Here is a 20,413-nt window from a genome sequence, read left to right on the forward strand (position 1 = left end):
AAAATCCGTTATAAATCAGCCGTTAGCTTCGTCTACAGAGTAGCATAATTCATTTCGAATGAACATTTTTTAAGCGGATATGACATCCGCTTGTTTGCTGTGCACATTTTGCTTGACTAAACCCAAAAAACTAACGGCACAGGACTTTGTCCCATGCCGTTTCGGATTACATTTTTATACCCAGTCTAGTCTTTGAGCTTAACTAAATGACATTGGCCCGCGGGGCAGGCTTTTTTTGATTTTCTTGCTATCAATGAAAACGTGTGCATTTTCCAAAAGGTTGTGGTACTATCAGAAGCGGAACTTATCTTATCCTATGAGGTGATGAAGGTGAAATTGGCTGCACAGCTTTACACGCTTCGCGAGTTTCTGAAGACGCCAGAGGATATCGCTTCTACACTTAAAAAGGTAAAAGAAATCGGTTACAATGCCGTTCAAGTATCCGGCGTCGGTCCGATCGACAGCCGGGAGCTCAAGGAGCTCACGAGCGGTTTAGGCCTCAACATATGCGCGACGCACGTGGGTTACGCAGAATTGACGGAAAAAATGGAAGAGGTTATTGAGAAGCACCAAATCTGGGGCTGCCAGTACGTCGGCCTCGGCGGCTTGCCTAACGAGTACCGCACAAGCGCAGAAGGCTATTTGAAATTCGCGTCGATCGCGAATGAAATCGGCCGGAAGCTAAAGGCGGCAGGCTTAACCTTTATTTATCATAACCATGATTTTGAATTTGCGAAGTTTGGCGGACGTACGGGGATGGACATTTTGTTCGAGGAGACCGACCCGCAGGCGGTAGATTTCGAGTTGGATGTGCACTGGGTACAAGCCGGCGGCGCGGATCCGGTAGAATGGATCAAGAAAGTGAACGGCCGCATGAAGGTCGTCCACCTGAAGGATTACATCGTGACACCGGAGCGGGAACGCCGCTTTGCGGAGGTGGGCGAGGGCAACATGAACTTTGCCGCCATCCTGCAGGCTTGCCGTGAAATCGGCGTCGAGTGGGGACCGGTAGAACAGGATCAGTGCTACGGCCGCGATCCGTTCGAGAGCCTCGCGATCAGCTTCAACAACCTGCGCCGCATGGGTGTAGAAGCGTAGTCCACACGAAAACAAAGAGCTCACTGAGGTTCCGAGAAGGGACCTTGGTGAGCTCTTTTTCATTCAACTACCGCTGCTTATCTTACAAACCTCTTCCGATGCGTGTAAATCCAATTTTTCTTCATATCCCGCACGAGCCCGGATTCCTTAGCCAGCACCCGCTCCGCATACAGATCGAAGGTGGCAAATTGGTGCGGTACCGGCTCCATCAAGCGCATCGTACCCTGAGCCTCATACTCCAGCAGAAGACCATGGTTGTCCGCCAGCCGATGGGTCAGATGCATGAGCAAAAAATCCTCCCACGTCGTCGCATCCGCCTCCCGCCAAAAGCGCCAGCCTCTCTCTTCCTGTTCAATATGAATCCCATGAATGCGCATCAAATAATCGGGCAGAAACAAGAACCCTTCCGGGACCGGCTGCACACTGGCGTTCCACTCTTCAGCGAATCGCTGCAGTTCATCTGCCATTTCAATCGTGCTGCTGCTTAAAAAAAATGAAAACATAAAAAGCGCACCCCATCCGTTTACACCAAGGTTTCCCTCAGTATAGGGGATGCAGTGCGCCGCTGGCAACACGGATTCTAATTCTTTTTCCGCTGGCTATTCATTAATTCAATCAGTTGATCCGGATGGTTCGTAATGATGCTGTCGACGCCGAGCGCGAGCATTTTTTTCATCTCGGGCTTGGTGTTGACCGTCCAGGCGTACACCTCTTTTTTATGATGAGCCGCTTTCTCCATAAAGTCTCTATCAATTAAAGGATAGGCGGTGCTGAGGACTTCGTAATCGTCGCTTGTGAACAGCTTGTCATTCACTTTATCGATGATCAGACCGGTTTTGATCTTTTTATCCAGCGACTTCACTTTATGCAGCAGGCCCGCATCGAACGAGGTGACGGTACACTCCTGCTCAAAATCGTGCGCTTGCAGGAGCGCTACGGTTTTTTCTGCCAGCTGCTTTTGATGGCCGTTATTTTTCAGCTCAATGTTGAGCTTGATTTTGCCTTTGGCTGCGTCGATTACGTCCGCAAGTGTCGGAACTCGCTCGTCTGTAAAGCGCTTATCGAACCAGGCACCGGCGCTTGCTTGAAACAATTCCTGCGAGTCAATATCCCACATCGGCTTTTTAATCCCTGCTGTGCGTTGTGCGGTATCATCGTGCATTAAGACGACGACGCCGTCTTTAGTCTCCTGCACATCGAGCTCGGCATAGCCGGCCCGGTCTGCGATCGCTTGGCGTATCGAGCTTAAGGTGTTTTCCGGTGCGACGGAGGAGCTGCCCCTATGTGCGGTCACAATACTATGATTGTCGGCCAGCACGGTGTTGTCCGTGGAGTTCGCGGATGCCATATTAGCGACGAAAATGAGGGCGAATGCGAGAAGAATTTTGTTCATGTTAGTGACTCCTACCGTCAGTGTGTGGGTGATGCAAAGCCAGCGTAAAAAAACACAGGGGACCTTAACTTTTACAATATGGAGTAAGGAAAAGATTGTTTATGATCATTATGATAACGCATCCAGACGAAGTTCGCTAATACCATTTTATAGAAAGAAGGGGTCATATGAAAAAGGCTGCTCAAGTGTCGTTAGCGGCTCTGCTTACAGCAAGTACACTCGCGGGTTGCGGAGGAAATGCAGCCGCGCCGGCCGCAGGATCGAAGGATGCGCAGGGGGCCAAACCAGGGCCGGTCAAGTTCTCGATTTCCTATCCAACCACCGTTAGCACCGGCTACCATACACGCATTCCGGACTTGAATAAAGACAAGTGGGTGCTTAAGCTCGGCGAGCTGACGAACACCGTGCTGGATGTGAAGGTCATCGAAGACGCCAAAATGAGCTTGATGTTTGCGGGCAACGACATTCCCGACGTGGTAGGCAATATCGGCACACCGACGAACAAGGCGATGTCGGGCTCCGTCGAGGCTGGCGTATTTATGCCGCTCGATGATTTACTGAAGAAATATGCCCCGAATCTGATGAAAAAAGTTCCAAAATCAGCATGGGAGGCGGTCTCGTACAACGGCAAAATTTACGGCCTTCCCGATTATTTGGACAATCCGTCCCGCCGCGGTACATTTATTCGAACGGATCTGCTGGAGAAGACCGGGCTGCAACCCCCGAAAACAATCGATGAATTCCTGAACGTGCTCAGAGCCTTCAAGAAGCTCGGCGTGGAAAATCCGTATCAAATGCGCGAAAACTTCAAGTATGCCGATGTCGTGCTCGGGGCCTTCGACGTGCTGCCGTATAAGGATCAGTTCGAGCTGGTGAACGGACAGGTCGTTCCGAAGTTTTTCGATTCGGACAACATGATGAAGGCGCTCCAGGTGTACAAAACGATGTATGACGAGGGTCTGATTCCGAAGGATTTTGCCTCGATTTCCTCGACCGATTATACGAAAAACATCAACGGGGGCAAAGCGGGCATGTGGTCCGCGAACGCGGCAGGGCTTCCGGGCTATCGCACCTCGACGCTGCAAGCCGTGCCGACGGCGAAGATCGATATCGTTCCGTCTCCGAAAGGACCGGATGGCAGCGCAGGCTATTTCTTCTATACGCCGGTAGTACGCTCTTTCTATATTAATAAGAATGTTAAGCCGGATACGGCGATTGGCATTATGAAGTTCTTTGACTGGATGGCGACGGATGAAGCCGAGAAGTTCTTCAGCGTCGGTATTGAGGGCGAAAACTACAAGATGGAGAACGGCAAAATCAATTACAAAACGCCGGTGACGAAGGAAGAGGTAGAAGAAGAGGGCTTCCGCAGCGGGACGCTTTGGGCGGCGCAAAATGCGACGTATAACAAAGTCCGCTTACAGTTGGATCAAAACGGACAGGATACGCTGAAGGCGTTCGATAACGTGCTGTCCAAGGAAGGGCTGCCGGGCATTGGCTTCTATCCGGATCTGAACACGTTTGCCAAATTCCCTGACCTCGCTTCGCCAGGGCAAGACGCGGGTCCGAAGCTGATCATCGATCATATGATCAAGATGGTGTACGGCAAGGAGCCGATCTCCGACTGGCCGAAGGTCATTGAGGAGTACAAGTCCAAGGGCGGCAACGAGATTGTAAAGGAAGCCACCGAGCGCTATAACAAAAAAGACAATGTGACTGTGCTGACAAAGCCGTAATCTAGTAAGCATCGACGAAAAACGAAAACGAAAAACAAATAAGGGATGCCCTTAAAGTAGCTCGCTTACTTGAGGAGCATCCCTTATTTGTTTAATGCGCGCCGGCTTTCGTCAAAATCCGCTCGATCTCGGTAAACTGGCGCTTTTTCGCATGCTGCAGCGGCGTCACGCCATCCTTGTCGGCGATGTTGACATCCGCGCCGTGATCGACCAGCAGCTGCACGATTTGCTGGTGCTTTTCATCCCCGTTGCTCAGGACTATCGCTTCCAATAAAGCGGTCCAGCCCAAGTTGTTGATGTGGTTCACATCGACCTTGGAACGCTCCAGCAGCTCCTTCACTACGGCTACATGGCCCCGTTCCGCGGCGGGAATCAGCGCGCTGCCGCCATAGCGGTTCCTCAGCTTCGGATCCGCTCCCGCATCGATCATCAGCTTCACGATATCCAAGAGGCCTTCCGCGCCAGCATAGAGGAATGGGTTATCCCAAAGATTGTCCTGCAGATTGATATCCGCTCCGGCTTGGATCAATGCTTTAACCGTATCCGGCTTGTTGCCATGCGTTGCAGCCATGATCGGTGTTCTTCCTCGGTCATCCTGGAAATTGATGCTGGCGCCGTCTTGAATGGACTGAAGCACCAGCTTCGTATCGCCACGCTCCGCGGCGGCAATGAGCTGCTTATTCAATGCGTCCAGCTCCTTTCCCTGAGGCTTAGGCTTCGCCTGGGACGTGCCCGTGGCGATCGGCTGCATCTGCTGGTTATAAGCTACGATGCGCCAAGGCTCAGAGCTGCTATCTGCGGCAACGTCCGCCTGAACCTCCCATGGCATTTCGTAGCTGATCCCGATGCGCTGGTTTCCCTTATATAACGCAACGGCAAACGGCAAGCTTCCGTCCGCCGTGCGGGCGTACATGAGTACCGTGTGCTTCCCTTGCGGCAAGCTAGCCGATGAAACGGGAACATACCGGTACGAGACGGCCTCGCTGCCTGACCCGACTTGGCTCAGAAACCAGTCGCTGCGAATTTGACGCTTATACAACCCGTCCATCAGCGCATTTTCCCCGAGGTCGTACACATATTCCATCCCTGTCCGAGTGGCCCCTGCCTTGCTGAAATTGAAGTAGGTGATCCCCTTTACTTGCGGGAATAGCCGCGGAAGATAGGCGTACATATAGCCCAGCTGCGCTTCCGCCCACGCAGTATACGAAGTATTCGTCTTGAGTACCGTATGCCCAACGGCTCCTTCAGAGATCATGATCGGCTTATAGCCGTATTTGGCATAGAGCGGCGCGAAATCATCGATCATCGTGTGCCTCAGTTCCTCTGGATCCTTCTCGTTCTTCGGAGGCGTCGAATAGAGGGAAAAGCCGACCCAATCGACGTACGCGTCGCCGGGATAATATTCGTCGATCTGATCGGTCGGAGCAAAATTCGGCGACCAGACCATCGCAACATTCGGCGCTTCCTCCGCCATGATGTCATGGATCATGCGCCACTTCTCAATATACAGCTTCGGATCCCCGTGCCAAGGCACCCAGGCTCCATTCATTTCCGAGGCATAGCGGAGAAATATGGGAATACCCGAAGTTTTGGCTTCGCGGGCAAAGGTGCGGACATACTCGTCGTCCAGCACGTCCGCCAGTCCATATCGGGGCTCCCATCCGATCTGCAGCGCGCCGCCCAGCTCTTTGACTCTGTCCGCCTGCCGCTTCGGGAAGTAAGTGCTCGTATCGGTCTGGTATTTACGCCAGCCTACATAGACCAAATAAATGGCATGCTTACGCCCATACACTTCCGGAACCTTCGAGAAGTCGAACCCGACGCGCCGGTCGGCACCCAGCATGCCGAGGTACGTGCCCGCGGCCGGCTCAAACTTGGCAAGCGCGGCTGGCACGGCCTTCGGCGCAGTGTCGCGCGGCTCGCGCGTGTAGAGCGCCGCCTCGGCAAGCCTAGGCAGCCCCACGACGCCGTCCGGCAACGTGGCTGGCTGCATCGCCGCCGGGGCGCTGGCCAAATACGCGGCCGCGCGGGCCCGAAACTCAGCGGCCGCGTCCGGCTGGCCGGCTTCCTGAGCGGAAGACGCCTGCGCGGTCCACCAGTCGGCCGGCCCTGGCTCAGTCGCCTTGGTCTGCGGAGCGGCCTCCGGTTCTTTTTCCATATTCATTAGAAGCGGTTCCGGCTGCAGATAGGCGAACAGGATGGCGGCGGCCGCCATAACGCCAAGTCCAGCAGACATTAGTGCGGTACGGTTGATCATCGAATTCTATCGCTCCATATTCATTTGCTTTCGATACCGCAAAGGAGAGACGCCGACGATTTTCTTGAACGTTGTGTTGAAGTGGGAAACGTGCCCGAAGCCCGTCTGCTCCGCAATCGTTACGATTTTATCCTTCGTCTCCCTGAGCTGCTTCTGCGCTTCCTTCACGCGAACGATCTGCAAATATTCCCGAAAGTGAAACCCGGTAATCTTCTTAAACACCCGGCTTAAATAGGAGGGACTGATGTAAAATTGCTTGGAGATTTGCTCCAGCGTGACGTCGTCCTGATAATGATCATTCAAGAAGGTCGCGATCTCCGTTATTTTCTTATGCATCGGATGGGCGTACCGCTCAGGCTCGTGGTTTCCCTGCAGGCTCTGTCGATGGATGCGCAGCAGCAGCTGGGATAAGAGAAGCCTCACATAGTCCTTGTAGCCCTCCTGCTGTCCCTTGCATTCCGCCAGCATTTCCTTGATCAGCTGCTCGTTGACCGCTTGATCCTTCATGGGAAAACGGATCAGGCTCGATCCTTGGGCAAAAGGCAGCCATGCCTGCTCGGGTGGGGGAGAAGAGCCATGCACAAATTCATGCTTAAAATTAATCAGAATACGTTCAAATTCCGGAACCTCTGTGCTGGTCGTCAAATGGACGTCGTGGGGGTTAATGACGATCAGATCCCCGCGTTCAGCGGTATACACCTTGCCGTTTATGAAATAAATGCGTTCTCCCTGCATGAGGTAATAAATTTCGTAGAACGGGTGAAAGTGCGGCTCCGCCATCGTAGAATAGCCTTTTTTGTACATATATTGGATCGAAAATTCATCATCTCCGATCATGTATTTGGGCTCGAACACGTCCGGCAAAACGGCACCTCCTGCTAACAGTATACGCTGTCATTATACTATAAAGCGTCAAGTCCCGTAGGACTTTTTAACTTGTGGTCAGGGGATCATATGTTTGGTATAATAGAGGCTTCCGCATCATACATTACATCATCCGAGAAAACCTGGAGGAACTTTTCATGCTGCAAAAAACGCATAGCTTCGCAGGACTGCTGGCAGCGGAAGGCGTTGTGCTCTATCTGCAGCCTTCGCCGGTATCGTGGGAGTCGGCAGCGGCGCTGCTGATCGGGTGTCTAGCAGGTCCGCTGGCGGATATCGATAAACAGGGCTCGACCATGGCCAAAATCTTTTTCCCGCTATCCTTTCTGCTGCACTTGGGCGGCATACGGCACCGGACGTTCACGCATTCGTTTCTTTGCCTAATCGGCCTCGGACTGTTATTTACCTCGCTTCCGCCGCTGCTCTATTGGAGCTTTTTGCTGGCGTACGCCTCGCATCCGCTGATTGATTTACTGAACGAGCAGGGGGTGGAGTTAATCTGGCCGTTGAAGCTGAAGTTTCGTCTGCTGCCGAAGTTCATGGCCATCGGGACCGGCTCGATGATGGAGACGCTGTTCCGCTATGGGCTTGCGCTGCTCACACTGGCGCTGCCTGCTTATTATGTGGTTCATTCGCTCCCTACGCTCCCTGGCGTTCTAAGGTAGCACCGACTCGCCACAACGCAAAATCCCCTGAAGCCAGGGGATTTTTTTGGTTTGAACGTATTCGGGCTAAAGGCGTCAACAACAAAGGCATGTGCTGCAGAAGGGGGGGGGGAGCCGAACGGCGCTGTGCCTACATTTCCGGAGGACGAAGGGTCGAAGCTGCCGTCGGTTAAGAAGCCGTTTGTAATATCCAGCACGGGCTGTCGGCATTGCTCTCTTTTCAGAAGCGGCAATCGTTGGTATAGTCAAGAAAGCAATAGATTTCCAGCACTGTACGGTGTATAGAAGGGATGTAGTTATTTCTATGAAAGACTATAGCGCACAGCCGCTGAAGCTGCGGAAAAATCGGGTTTGGAGAACGTATTATGGCGGCCGGTCGATCGATGAATGGCAGGGCGCTTCGGCACCGGAGGACAGCTCCATGCCTGAGGAATGGATTGCGTCTGTGGTGCGGGCGAGGAATGCAGGACGGGAGCAGCTGGTCGAGGGCTTGAGTTTGGTGGAGCTTGATGGAGCTGACGGACCTGAGCTCAAGCAACTGATTGAGGCGGAGCCGGCCAAGTTTCTGGGCGAGCGGCATACAGCGGCCTATGGCAGCCAGACGGGCGTGCTCGTTAAAGCGCTGGATTCCGCCGAGCGGCTGACGATTCAAGCGCATCCGGACCGCAGCACCGCGCAGCGGATCTTCAGCTCGCCGTTCGGCAAAACGGAGGCCTGGTATATTCTTGGAGGCAGGGAAATCGGCGGTGAGCTGCCTTATATCTTGTACGGATTCAAGCCGGGCATGACGCGAGAGAAGTGGGAGAAGCTGTTCTGGGAGCAGGACATCGAGGGCATGATTCACGCGCTGCATAAAATCCCCGTTGAGCCGGGTCAAGTATTTATCGTAGAAGGCGGCATGCCGCACGCGATCGGGTCTGGCTGCTTTCTCATCGAGATTCAGGAGCCGACCGATTTTACGATCCGGGTGGAGCGAACAACGCCTGCAGGGCGGGAAATACCGGAATTTATGCTGCATCAGGGAGCGGGCTTCGAGCGGATGTTCGACTGCTTCCGGTACGATACCTATACGCTGGAGGACGTGTTGGCCCAGTTTCGCTTATCGCCTCGTACGATACAGGAGTCGGAGGAGTATACCGAGCGATCGCTGATTTCTTATGCGACGACGCCTTACTTTGCGCTTACCTCGCTCGATATCCGATCCTCCTGCACCATTAGGCAAGAAGACGGCTTTTCAATCCTTGTAGTTGCTCAAGGAGCTGGAAGCTTAGCTTGGGGGAAAGAGTGCTTACAGGTGACCCAAGGGGATCAGCTCTTCCTACCAGCCGGCGTGACGGAGCTGCAGTGCGAACGGATCGGGGATGAGCCGCTGCAGCTGCTTCGCTGCTTCCCGCCTAGCGTATCGCCATAGCCAGTTCCCCTTGCACTCGCTTTGACATCTTGCTTACGACCAGGAAATACGATTCGTCGATCATATCTCGAAGTACGTCGGTGGGCACCTGATCATTTAAAATGACCGTATTCCAGTGACGTTTGTTCATGTGATAGCCGGGCAGTATGGTGTGGGGGTAGGTCTCGCGCTGGAGCCAGGCGCTGTCGGGATCGCATTTGAGGTTGACGCTGGCGCTCCCTTGATGGGTGCCAAGCAGCGCGAACATTTTGTCTCTTACGAACAGGACAGGCATTTGTGGATCAAACGGGGTGCGTAAGGTCGTACCCGCCTTTTGTAAGCCGTATTCGATAATTTGATCATGATTCATAGCGGCGCTGTGCCTCCATTCATATCTTTATGCGTTTATTATATCTATTTTAACGAGCCGCAGGAATCCCGCAGGACACTGACGCGCCAAAGGAGTTAAGGAATGTGCCTATCAAAGCCCCTTTTATAGTGACGGGAAGGAGGACGCTCGGCGAGCATGTGTACGAGCAGCTTCGTGATCTCATCATTACGCTGCAGCTGGAGCCGGGCCAAATGGTTTACGAAAACGAGCTGTCCGGGACGCTGGGCGTGAGCCGTACGCCGATCCGCGAAGCCTTTCGCCTGCTAGCGTCGGAGCGGCTGATTGAGGTGCTTCCACAACGGGGGACTCGCATTGCGCCCATTTCCGAGAAGACGGTGAAGGATTCCCGGTTTGTGAGGGTGAGCTTAGAGGTCAGCGGTTTTCGTAGTGTCGCCGAGCAATGGACGGACACTTCGCATTTTCGGAGCGCCAAGCTTCGGATTAAGGAATGGATTGGCGTCCAGAAAGAGGCGCAGTCCAAAGGGAATTTGGAGCTGTTTCTCCAGGCGGATGAGGCCTATCACCGCAGTATTCTAGAGCTGACGGGCAACAGCATGCTGCTGAACGTGGTTTACCATATGCGTGGGCATCTGAACCGTCTGCGTTACCTGGCGCTGCAAGAGGTCAGCCAAGTGAGTGGCCTGATTGCGGAGCATGAGCAGCTTTTGGAGCTGCTTGAGCAGAAGGAAGTGGAAGCGGTTGAGCAGCTTCTGGAAATTCATCTGAGCCGCATCCAATCGGAAATGTCGGATATCCGAGCCAGGTATCCCCATTATTTTACCGATTAGCCCCAATCTTGACCTAGCGAATAGCATTGGCAGGTAGGTGCACACTAAAGCTGTCGCAGCTACGGGCTTATAGCCCTATCAAGATTGAAGGATGAGGCTTTTGAAAAAGTGTGCGCATTGGTTGTTGGCCATGCTGGTCCTGCTGATGCTCTCTTTCCCGTCAGCCACCTATGCCGCAGCACCGAGACAGGAGACGAATGCGGACAGCATCTCTAAGGGGCTGGATGAAGAGGGCGTTTATCTGGTCATCACGAAATCGAAGAATACCCTCACGGTGGTCGTGAACGGCCGTGCCACGTATTATTTCGCGGTAGCCACGGGCAGGCGCAAAGATCTGACACCGACCGGACAATTCAACATCGTCACGAAAATCGTCAAGCCCTGGTACGTGCGCAAGCAAATTCCCGGCGGCCATCCGGCCAATCCGCTTGGGAGCAGGTGGATGGGGATCAATGTACCGGGAACGGGTGGTTACACGTATGGGATTCATGGTACGAATCGCCCCTATTCGATCGGCAGCAGCGCATCGTCCGGCTGTATCCGAATGCACAATAGAGATATCGAATGGCTGTTCCGTCACATCCCATTGGGTACGGTGGTTATTATCCGAGATTGAAATTTATTTGGTCCCGACGTATAAAAACATTCCATTCGGTCCATTCTAAACTCGACGGTGAAAAGAGAGGTGCAGTTCCGTTGAGCCAATCGACGAAACCATTCAGGGAAGTTGATCAAGAATCGGAATAGAAGCGAGGGGATGTGCCAAACGCACGTTAATCTAGTTCTCGCACAGCCATGTGCAGTCCGAAATTAGCCCATGCTTTGAACTCAAGGTTCATGTTCCAATGTTACCTAACAATCAATCCAATCACCGTCAAGAAGGACTCCGCGAGGGGTCCTTTTTTCGTTGTCGACAAAACTACCTGCATTCACGCCAAAAAAGGACAAGCTTTTTGCCGCATTTTACACATTTTTCACATTTATATCATAGTTTCATCAAGATTGTAGGCTAATTTGTACAGTAGGACAATGAACCTAGATGGTAAGATGCAATAGGTCCCTTTGTTGAGAGCCCGGATACAAGGGGAAAGCGTTTACTTTACCGCAGGAAACACATGGAGGAATGGTCATGATCAGGTGGATGCAGAACGTATCAAAAAAGTGGTTGATCACAACGATCGCCATCATTGCCGTCATCGCTGTGGTCGGCGTTACGGTATTGAACGGAGGCTTAAAAAAGCCAACGCAGGGCACAGCAGCTGGATCTGGTCAAGGAAATCAGCGGGCTGCTGCGCGTCAATTTGCCGTTGAGACACAGGTTGTAAAGATGCAGGAAGTCACAGGTGGGCAAGTATTTACGGGCTCGATTACTCCGCAGTATACGACGAACGTTTCTTCTCGTGTGGCCGGTCGTGTCACGGATGTTATGGTCAAAGTGGGCGATGTCGTCAAAGTCGGTCAGCCGCTGGCCAAAATCGATACTTCGACGCTTGAGCAGCAGGTGGCCGCTTCCCAAGCCAGTGTGGCTGTGAGCGCCGCGCAATATCAGAAAGCTCAGAGCGATCAGGCTAGCGGCTTGGCTACCGCGGAGAAGCAGTTGGCTGTGCAGCAGGCGAACCTCAACAAAGCGCTCATGGATCAGCAAAATACTGTGGCCGCAGCCAAGCAGCAGGTAGCTTTGTCCCAGGCGAACTACAATAAGGCGTTAAGCGACCAGCAGAATGCGATTGCAACAGCCAAGCAGCAGGTCGCAATCTCCCAGCAGAACTTGACGAATCAGATCAATACATACAATCAGAACTTAACTACCGCGCAAAATACGCTGAGTGCTCAGCAAGACACCTTGCAAGGGCAGCAGAACACCAGCAGCAACTCGACTTCAAGCTTGCAGCTCGCCGTGCAGCAAGCAGCCTTGGCCTATACGCAGGCGCTATCCAAAGGGGTTAAGACGGATATCGACACCGCACTTGCCAAGCTTCAAGCAGCGGAGCTGTCGTATGATCAAGCCCAGCAAACACCAAGCACCAGTGTCATCACTGCACAGTCGGCTTTAACCAAAGCTCAAGCGGACTTGGCCTCAGCCCAGAGCTCGACCATCGTGCAGACCGCACAGGAGCAGCTCAACCGCGACTTGCTAGCGTTGACCACTGCACAGAACAACCTGCAGATTATTCAAGATTCCAACCAGCAGTCGCTGCAGAAGGACCAGCTTTCTTTAGCCAGCACCCAAGCAGCGCAGGATACGAATTTGAACGTAACTAAGGCACAGGTAGCATCGTCTGAGCAAGCGCTCGTGAACGCCAAAGCTACCGATTCTCTTACCGTCAGCTCGGCTCAATACCAGCAGGCGCAGGTCGCATTGAAAAATCTTCAAGAACAGCTGCAGGACGGCGTACTGAACGCGCCTCTCGACGGGGTGGTTACAGCCATCGGTACTCCAGTAGGACAAAATGTGGCGAACAACGGCAATCTCATTACCATCGCTACGATGGATCCGGTTCAAGCAACGGTGAACGTGTCCGAGGCGAATATCGGCAAGATGAAGGTTGGCATGGCCATGAAGGTTGATGTCCCGACGTTGGGCAAATCGTATGACGGAACGATCGCCTCGATTCATCCAACGCTGGATTCCGTGACAAAGTCGTATGGCGTAGATATTAAAATTAACGATCCGAAGCACGAACTGCTTCCAGGTATGTTCGCTTCCTCAAGCACGAAGAGTGAGGGGCGTAAAGCGATCATGGTTCCTGCGGACGCGGTGCTCAGCCAGCCAAGCGGTAACGCCGTCTTCATCGTCGGCCAAGACGGCCGCGCCAAGAAGGTAACCGTCAAGGTCGGTACGCTGACCAGCGCGATGTTTGAGATCACGAGCGGCCTGAAGGAAGGCGACGAGGTCGTTGTCAAAGGCCAGGAGCTGCTCTCCGACAAGGCGGCGGTGCAAGTGGTGCAGCCGGGGCAGGAAGGCAAGACACAGCAAGGCCAAGGTCAAGGCCAGGGCCAGCAGGGCCAAGGTCAGCAAGGACAACGTCCTCAGGGCCAGCAAGGTGGCCAAGGACAGCAGGGTCAAGGCCAACAAGGCGGTCAGCAAGGCCAGCGTCCGCAGGGCCAAGGCGGCCAGCAAAGTGGTCAAGAAGGTAATCAGCGTCCGCAGCAAGGGCAGAATCCAGCGAATGGTGGTGCCCAAGGCCAGGGTGCGAGAGCAGGTGGCGGTCAGTGAATTTAGCTAACTTTTCAGTCAACCGGCCGGTAACCATCTTAATGATGATGATCGCGCTAGTCATTCTTGGCTCGATCGCAGCTCCGCTGCTTCCGGTGGACTTGTATCCGAATATGGAAATCCCGACGGCAACCGTGTCCGTCAACTGGGCCGGTGCTTCGCCTTCACAGGTTGAGACGCAGGTAACCAAACGGGTGGAAGCCTCGATGGCAACGATCGCCAACGTCTCCTCCGTGACGTCGACCTCACGAACCGGTTCAAGTAACGTTACCGTGCAGTTTAACTACGGCACCGACATCAATGATGCGACGCTGACGATGCGGGATAAGCTGGACCGGGTTCGTCGGCAGCTTCCAACGGATGCGGATGCTCCGGTAGTGTCCAAAGCAGACCCGAACAGCCAGCCGATCATGAGCTTGTCGGTGTACGGTAAAGACGTGGATCTCATTGCTTTGCGTGACTTATCCGATAACATCGTAAGCCCTGCAGTACAGCGTGTAGAGGGCGTAGCCTCCGTCGGCGTAACTGGTGGACGCGTGCGTCAGATTCAAGTGCTGCTCGACCAAAATAAACTGACTCAGTATGGCCTCACGTTTAACCAAGTGACGTCGGCACTGGGAAATGACAACCAATCGACCGATGCCGGTCTCGTTTATAAAGGACAGCAGCTGGTCCCACTGCGGATCGGCGGAGAATTCAAGTCGACAAGCGAGATTGAAAAGGTACGGATTCCTCTGACCCGAGGCAATTCAATCACACTTGGTGAAGTGGGCAAGCTGATTGACACTTATCAAGATGTTACTTTCGATGCACGACGCAATGGCGAGACAAGCGTAAGCTTGTCGATCTTAAAGCAGTCGGACGGCAATACCGTAGCGGTAGCGGATAACATTCGCAAAGCCGTCGGCGATATTCAGACGAAGCTTCCGGAAGGTGTTAAGATTGCCGTTTTGAACGATTCGTCGAAGTTTATCAAGAACTCCATTAACACAGTAATTGAGCATACGCTCTTGGGAGCGGTGTTCTCCATTATCATCCTGATGCTGTTCCTGAACAGTATTCGTGCCACGCTGATCATCGGTATTGTTATTCCGATTTCCGTCATCAGTACGTTCAGTATGATGTATTTCTCGCATCAGACCATTAATACGATCACCTTGGGAGGCCTCGCCCTCGGTCTCGGCTCACTCGTTGACTTCGCGGTCGTCGTACTCGAGAGTATTTACCGGAAGAAGGATGAAGGCCTTGGACCGGTGGAGGCAGCCAAACAAGGGACGAAAGAGGTCGGTACCGCGGTACTCGCTTCGGCTCTGGCACAGCTCGCGGTATTTGCGCCAACCGTTTTTATCAACGGGATCATCAAGAACTTCTTTGCTCCGATGGCGCTTACCGTCAGCTTCTCGCATATTGCGGCGCTGTTTGCTGCGATTACGCTCGTACCGATGCTTTCGGCTAAGCTGCTGACAAAGCATCACGATGAATCCTTGCCGGAAGGTCGCTCGATTAACCCGGCCGTATGGTTCGGACGCGGCGTCAACCGTATAACGAGAGGCTACAGCGTTATTCTTCGCTGGGCGCTGGGCCATCGTTTGGTTATTGTGGTATTAACCGTTGCGCTCCTCGGAGGCAGTGTTTACTTATCCAAATTTGTAGGCTCGGAATTAATGCCGAGATCGGACGAAGGACAGCTGAATATTTTCATCAACTTGGCTCAAGGAACCAAATTTGAAATTACGAACGATGTTGCATCCCAAATTGAAAATCGCATCAAGGATATTTCAGATATTGATACGATCTTTACAACGGTCGGCAGCAGCGGCGGCGGGGCTTTCCAAAGCTCGGCAACCAACTCTGCCAATATCGCGGTAACGCTCAAGCCGGCTGAAGAACGCAAGATGAAGACCGATCAAGTGGTGGAGCAGATCCGGAATTTAACGACCGGCTTTGCAGGCGCACAGATCAACGTAAACGCCAGATCATCACTTCGACTGCCAGGGATCGGTGGAGGCGGCGGGGCCGACATTACCGTGAACCTGAACGGTCCGGATATGGCCGTACTGGGTAAGCTGGGGGATATCGTTGCGGAAGAGCTTCGCAATATCCCTACACTGCGAAGCGTTCAAAATACGCTCGAGCGCAGCATTCCAGCCTTTGATCTGACGATTGACCGCGATGCTGCCTCCTATTACGGCGTGTCGATTCGAGAGGTTATGACCTCCCTGCGGACCGCCTATCAAGGTGCTGCGGCGACCCAATTCAAGACGGGCGACGCCCAGATTTCCGTACTGGTGAAGTATCCAACGGAGTTTACAAATAATCTCGAAAACTTAAATCAAGTCATTATTACCGGCACAGGCGGCTCTCAAGTTCCGCTTAGCGCCATTGCCAAAGTGCAGAACGGCTCCAGCCCGGCGCAAATCAGGCACATTAATCAACAGCGCTTGACAACGGTACAGGCATCCGTCAGCGGCGCACCAGTCGGTGATGTTGCGAAGCTGGTTCAAGAGCGATTGGATACGATCCAAGCGCCGGACGGCTATTCGATCTCGCTTGGTACGGCTGCAGACACGAACAGCACGTTTAAGAGCCTGTATGTGATGCTGGGACTGTCGGTGCTGCTCGTGTACATGGTTATGGCGAGTCAGTTCGAGTCACTTTATGGTCCATTTATTATCATGTTCTCGTTGCCACCAACATTTATCGGTGCGATTTTCGGTCTGTGGGTAACGAACCGTACGATTAACATGAACTCTGTCATGGGGATGATCATGTTGGTCGGGGTCGTGGTCAACAACGCGATCGTGTTGATCGACTATACCAACCAGCTTCGCAAGCGGGGCATGTCCCTGCAGGATGCATTGCTCCAAGCGGGGCAAATCCGGCTGCGGCCGATTTTGATGACGACTGCTACCACCGTGCTTGCGATGCTGCCGCTCGTTATCGGCTTTGGTGAAGGTGCGGAAGCTCAGGCTTCCATGGCGACAGTCGTTGCCTTTGGTCTTGCGTTGTCCACTATGATCACGCTGATTCTCATCCCGGTCGTTTACACCTTAATGGATGGTGTGGTCAACACTCTTGGACGCACATTCAAACGCAAGTCCCCTCCAGCTCTGCCGTCGGACAGCAATCCTCATGTGTAGCTGCTTGCAGATCACGGGATTTTGCCGGGCGTACCTGCACTGCAGCAGCTGTAAAAAGATTGCGTGGACGGAATCTATGAAATAAAGCATGGAGGAGAAGCGAAACGATGAATGCTACATCACGCATGAAATTCAAAAAAGCATCCTTACTCCAAGTCGGATTGGCTGTGCTCCTGATTCTGAGTATGATCCTGCCGATGAACTCGGCTCGGGCGGAATCCTCCGCCCAGTCGGGATTCTCCGATCTGGTGCAAATCACGGGAGGATCGTCCCATACCGTTGCTCTGAAGTCGGACGGAACGGTGTGGGCTTGGGGAGACAACCAGCTAGGAAAGCTTGGAGCTCAAGCGGTTGTTAATCGATACATCCCGATTCGCGTCAAGGAATTAAGCGATGTGAAATCGTTGGCCGCCGGCTTGAACCATACGCTTGCACTGAAGAAAGACGGGACGGTGTGGGCATGGGGCTCCAATAACGGAGGACAATTGGGCGACGGATCGAAGATTAGTCATGCAACACCTACCAAGGTTGAAGGCCTAAATGACATCATTGCCGTAGCTGCCGGCAACAATCACTCCGTAGCGCTGCGCGACGATGGCGTAGTGTTCACTTGGGGGGACAATACGTTTGGACAGCTGGGCGATGCATCGTACGATCCGGAGCTCAAGCCTAAGCGGATTACGGACAATATGCCGCCGGTCGTCAGCATTGCTTCCGGAGCGAATCATGTTATTGCTATAACCAAAGACAGAGACATGATCGCTTGGGGCGACAATTCCAGCGGTCAATTAGGCTTAGGCGGCAATTCCATTGGTGGAAGCATCAACAGCCGAATGTACGTTAGCGGGCTGCGGAACATGAAGTCGGTGGCGGCCGGCTCCAATTTTTCCTTGGCCTTAAAAGATGACGGTGTCGTTTATGCCTGGGGCTCCAATGCTTCCGGTCAATTAGGCACCCCCTTCATTCGGAATATCAGCGGCGAGCCGGGATATTTGGTTGGCCTTGGCGAAGTAAAGGCCATTGCAGCTGGTAACAGTCACGCCATCATACTCACCAAAGACGGAGACGTCTACACCTGGGGAGCGAATGCATTCGGTCAGCTCGGATTGGGCAATTATGACAAGACCAACACGCTCACGAACAAAATCGCCGACCTCAGCCATGTAGTTTCCATCGCAGCGGGCTCGTTTTATTCCATGGCGGTAAAGGATGACGGGTCGGTGTGGACCTGGGGCAACAATGCCATGGGGCAGCTAGGCGATGGAACGACGACGACTAAAACCGTACCGACACAAGTACCGCGTTTTTCACTTAACGCCTCCCAGCCACTGGCTGGAAGCACAATCAATTATACGAATGAGCTTGGAACTAGCCCGTTGTCTGCGGGTGACAGCTTTACGCAAGTCATTAAGAACGGGAAAGTATGGTCCTGGGGTGAAAATACGTATGGCCAGCTGGGTAACGGGTCATCCATTACGAAGAACTCTCCTCAGCCGCTAGACTCGCTCTCGGATGCTGCGCAGATCGCTGCGGGAACCAGTCACTCCGTCGTGCTGCAGAGGAATGGAACAGTCGTTTCTTGGGGGCTTAACTACTCGGGCCAACTGGGTGACGGAGGAACCGCCTCGAAATCCACTCCTGCTGCAGTGCCGGGCTTAACCGATGTGACCCAAATTGCGTCGGGCGCGAATTTCTCCTTTTATTTGAAGAAGGACGCGACGCTTTGGGCGTCGGGAGATAATACGCTTGGACAGTTAGCTGATGGAACAATCGACCCTAAAAGTTCGCCTGGACCGATCGAGGGTCTTCCATTGGCACAAGCTGTAGCAGCGGGCTACAGTCACGCGTTGGCTCTGTCTTTGGATGGTTCGGTGTGGGCTTGGGGTGACAACACCGCGGGGCAGCTGGGTGACGGGACACAGACGCCTAGACGTGCTGCGGTTCAATCGAAGATTAAGAACGTGGTATCAATCGCTGCAGGACGCAATTTCTCATTGGCACTAAAGACCGACGGCACCGTGTGGGCTTGGGGCTATAATGCCTTTGGCCAGTTGGGTGACGGTACAACTACAAATCGGTCAGAGCCTGTGCAAGTTAGCGGATTGACCGGCGTAACTGCCATCGCCGCTGGTGGATATCATGCGCTGGCGATCACGAAAGACGGCACCGTATGGGCTTGGGGCGCTAACACCTTTGGTCAGCTTGGCGACGGCGGCACCTCTAACCGAAACAAGCCTTCGCAGCTGCCATTGCTTACAGGCGCACGCTATGTGGCCGCGGGAACGTACCATTCCGCTGTAATGGACGACAAAGGCACGGTGTGGACCTGGGGCTCGAACGGATCGGGTCAGCTGGGCGACGGGGGCTATAAGAGCCGCTCGCTTCCAGCGGTTGTAACCGGCTTCCGGCCAACCTTCTCGGATACGGCAGGGCATTGGGCTCAATCATCCATTGATGCTGCAGTGGAAAAAGGCATGGTCGACGGGTATCCTAACGGAACCTTCGGACCAGATCTTTTGGTCACTCGGAGTGAATTGGCGAAGCTTGCAGCGACGGCTTTACGGTTGAAGGTCGCCGATCCGGCTCCAGGACAACAATGGTATGAACCATATGTCAAGGTGCTGCAAGATGCAGGCATCGTAGGGACGGGCGACATGCTAGGCGCCTGGGACGCGCCGGCAACGCGGGCGGAATTGGCTCGTTTAGCGGTCCGGGCGACAACCAAAGAGATGCAGACGGCGAATACCGTTGTCGATAACGCCTTCGCGATGAAGGCAGCCGTCAAAGCCGGCATTATGCAAGGACTGTCCGGCGGCCGATTGGCGCCAGAGGAAACGACCACCCGCGCGCAGGCGATTGCCGTCATCGAGCGGATGCTCTCGGTCAATGCAGGGCTGAAGCTGGCTGTAGACAATGAAGCGTTGAAAAACGCACAATAGCAGATTTTACGAGTCTCTCTTGCCTGAACAGGTAAGAGAGATTTTTTATAGGCAATAATAGTGGCCGTGGAGTGAGAAGTGCTTGTCCAGTCCTTGATTTACGCGGATTTTTTTCGACTCCATGAATGTCCGTGACCGTTCGGCGCGCTCTAGCATTTATTATAGTAACTTCAGTAGGAACGAGACTTGGAAAGAGCCTCATCCTAACAAAGAAGCGGCGTGCGAACTCGGTTCGGCGCGATCACCACTCATCCTCCACCCAAAAAGCAAACCGCCAACAGCTGGGCAAAAGCCTTCCGATAACCCATCGGGAGGCTTTTGTTCTTCTTGCCACCTGGGCGTAGAAATGGGCCTGCGCACAGTCCAATCGGATCCCCTAGGCATATGATACAGGAACAAATGCACATACCCGGATGGGGGTTATCTTGAAATGGGAAAAAATGCGATGCTGCTTCTGCTTTTGGTGCTGTTTATTCTTCTGGTGATTCTGTGCATGATGTTATTTTGAGCAATGCAA

The 20,413-nt window shown here is 53.4% G+C and carries 14 protein-coding genes; 9 read left to right on the forward strand and 5 right to left on the reverse strand.

Annotation, left to right across the window (positions count from 1 at the left end; translation table 11 throughout):
- Positions 1-324: 324 nt before the first annotated feature.
- Positions 325-1,098 (forward strand): sugar phosphate isomerase/epimerase family protein, encoded by a 774-nt coding sequence (locus FPZ49_RS14995; RefSeq protein ID WP_261381420.1) that lies wholly within the window; start codon positions 325-327, stop codon positions 1,096-1,098.
- 77 nt (positions 1,099-1,175) lie between these two features.
- On the opposite strand, the gene FPZ49_RS15000 is transcribed toward FPZ49_RS14995, so the two are convergent.
- Together FPZ49_RS15000 and FPZ49_RS15005 are read right to left on the reverse strand one after the other, a co-directional pair.
- Positions 1,176-1,601, reverse strand: coding sequence for a hypothetical protein (locus FPZ49_RS15000; protein WP_144848053.1), 426 nt, complete (start codon positions 1,599-1,601; stop codon positions 1,176-1,178).
- A gap of 77 nt (positions 1,602-1,678) precedes the next feature.
- Complete coding sequence (locus FPZ49_RS15005) at positions 1,679-2,491, reverse strand: glycerophosphodiester phosphodiesterase (RefSeq protein WP_144848055.1); 813 nt, start codon at positions 2,489-2,491, stop codon at positions 1,679-1,681.
- A 167-nt stretch (positions 2,492-2,658) separates the two neighbouring features.
- Between FPZ49_RS15005 and FPZ49_RS15010 the strand changes: the two genes are divergently transcribed.
- Entirely contained in the window at positions 2,659-4,227 is a 1,569-nt protein-coding gene (locus FPZ49_RS15010) for an extracellular solute-binding protein (RefSeq protein WP_144848057.1), read from the forward strand.
- Between the two features lie 91 nt (positions 4,228-4,318).
- Here the strand turns inward: FPZ49_RS15010 and FPZ49_RS37275 are convergent, their stop codons facing one another.
- Positions 4,319-6,484 carry an ankyrin repeat domain-containing protein gene (locus tag FPZ49_RS37275; RefSeq protein WP_315899178.1) on the reverse strand — a complete coding sequence of 722 codons (2,166 nt, stop codon included), beginning with the start codon at positions 6,482-6,484 and terminating at the stop codon, positions 4,319-4,321.
- Positions 6,485-6,490: 6 nt separating this feature from the next.
- A complete protein-coding gene (locus FPZ49_RS15020) occupies positions 6,491-7,339 on the reverse strand; it encodes a helix-turn-helix transcriptional regulator (RefSeq protein ID WP_391563827.1) in 849 nt (282 codons plus the stop codon).
- Positions 7,340-7,506: 167 nt separating this feature from the next.
- Here FPZ49_RS15020 and FPZ49_RS15025 point away from each other — a divergent pair, with 167 nt between their 5' ends.
- Positions 7,507-8,031 carry a metal-dependent hydrolase gene (locus tag FPZ49_RS15025; protein WP_144848059.1) on the forward strand — a complete coding sequence of 175 codons (525 nt, stop codon included), beginning with the start codon at positions 7,507-7,509 and terminating at the stop codon, positions 8,029-8,031.
- Between the two features lie 304 nt (positions 8,032-8,335).
- Positions 8,336-9,442 (forward strand): type I phosphomannose isomerase catalytic subunit, encoded by a 1,107-nt coding sequence (locus FPZ49_RS15030; protein ID WP_144848061.1) that lies wholly within the window; start codon positions 8,336-8,338, stop codon positions 9,440-9,442.
- Here FPZ49_RS15030 and FPZ49_RS15035 read toward each other — a convergent pair.
- Positions 9,426-9,791, reverse strand: a complete 366-nt coding sequence (locus FPZ49_RS15035) for an MmcQ/YjbR family DNA-binding protein (RefSeq protein WP_144848063.1) — start codon at positions 9,789-9,791, stop codon at positions 9,426-9,428. The two genes, FPZ49_RS15030 and FPZ49_RS15035, sit on opposite strands and share 17 nt — an antisense overlap.
- A 104-nt stretch (positions 9,792-9,895) precedes the next feature.
- Between FPZ49_RS15035 and FPZ49_RS15040 the strand changes: the two genes are divergently transcribed.
- The 5 genes from FPZ49_RS15040 (at position 9,896) to FPZ49_RS15060 (ending at position 19,896) form a co-directional block, all read left to right on the forward strand.
- Positions 9,896-10,600 (forward strand): GntR family transcriptional regulator, encoded by a 705-nt coding sequence (locus tag FPZ49_RS15040; protein WP_261381422.1) that lies wholly within the window; start codon positions 9,896-9,898, stop codon positions 10,598-10,600.
- 100 nt (positions 10,601-10,700) lie between these two features.
- Positions 10,701-11,216 carry a L,D-transpeptidase gene (locus FPZ49_RS15045; RefSeq protein ID WP_391563824.1) on the forward strand — a complete coding sequence of 172 codons (516 nt, stop codon included), beginning with the start codon at positions 10,701-10,703 and terminating at the stop codon, positions 11,214-11,216.
- A gap of 513 nt (positions 11,217-11,729) precedes the next feature.
- Positions 11,730-13,817 (forward strand): efflux RND transporter periplasmic adaptor subunit, encoded by a 2,088-nt coding sequence (locus FPZ49_RS15050; protein WP_186445835.1) that lies wholly within the window; start codon positions 11,730-11,732, stop codon positions 13,815-13,817.
- A complete protein-coding gene (locus tag FPZ49_RS15055; protein WP_144848069.1) occupies positions 13,814-16,957 on the forward strand; it encodes an efflux RND transporter permease subunit in 3,144 nt (1,047 codons plus the stop codon). Before FPZ49_RS15050 ends, FPZ49_RS15055 begins: the two co-directional genes overlap by 4 nt.
- Before the next feature lie 107 nt (positions 16,958-17,064).
- The gene (locus FPZ49_RS15060) at positions 17,065-19,896 is read left to right on the forward strand and encodes an RCC1 domain-containing protein (RefSeq protein ID WP_144848071.1); all 2,832 of its coding nucleotides are present in this window, start codon (positions 17,065-17,067) and stop codon (positions 19,894-19,896) included.
- Positions 19,897-20,413: the final 517 nt, after the last annotated feature.

Origin of the sequence: Paenibacillus cremeus (genome assembly GCF_007786445.1) — a bacterium.
GTDB classification, from domain to species: Bacteria; Bacillota; Bacilli; order Paenibacillales; family NBRC-103111; genus Paenibacillus_G; species Paenibacillus_G cremeus.

Excerpts from the sequence above, each read along its gene's own strand:
- FPZ49_RS14995 (WP_261381420.1), top strand. The coding sequence starts at position 325 with ATGAAGGTGAAATTGGCTGCACAGCTTTACACGCTTCGCGAGTTTCTG.
- FPZ49_RS15000 (WP_144848053.1), bottom strand. The coding sequence starts at position 1,601 with ATGTTTTCATTTTTTTTAAGCAGCAGCACGATTGAAATGGCAGATGAA.
- FPZ49_RS15005 (WP_144848055.1), bottom strand. The coding sequence starts at position 2,491 with ATGAACAAAATTCTTCTCGCATTCGCCCTCATTTTCGTCGCTAATATG.
- FPZ49_RS15010 (WP_144848057.1), top strand. The coding sequence starts at position 2,659 with ATGAAAAAGGCTGCTCAAGTGTCGTTAGCGGCTCTGCTTACAGCAAGT.
- FPZ49_RS37275 (WP_315899178.1), bottom strand. The coding sequence starts at position 6,484 with ATGATCAACCGTACCGCACTAATGTCTGCTGGACTTGGCGTTATGGCG.
- FPZ49_RS15025 (WP_144848059.1), top strand. The coding sequence starts at position 7,507 with ATGCTGCAAAAAACGCATAGCTTCGCAGGACTGCTGGCAGCGGAAGGC.
- FPZ49_RS15030 (WP_144848061.1), top strand. The coding sequence starts at position 8,336 with ATGAAAGACTATAGCGCACAGCCGCTGAAGCTGCGGAAAAATCGGGTT.
- FPZ49_RS15035 (WP_144848063.1), bottom strand. The coding sequence starts at position 9,791 with ATGAATCATGATCAAATTATCGAATACGGCTTACAAAAGGCGGGTACG.
- FPZ49_RS15050 (WP_186445835.1), top strand. The coding sequence starts at position 11,730 with ATGATCAGGTGGATGCAGAACGTATCAAAAAAGTGGTTGATCACAACG.
- FPZ49_RS15060 (WP_144848071.1), top strand. The coding sequence starts at position 17,065 with ATGAATGCTACATCACGCATGAAATTCAAAAAAGCATCCTTACTCCAA.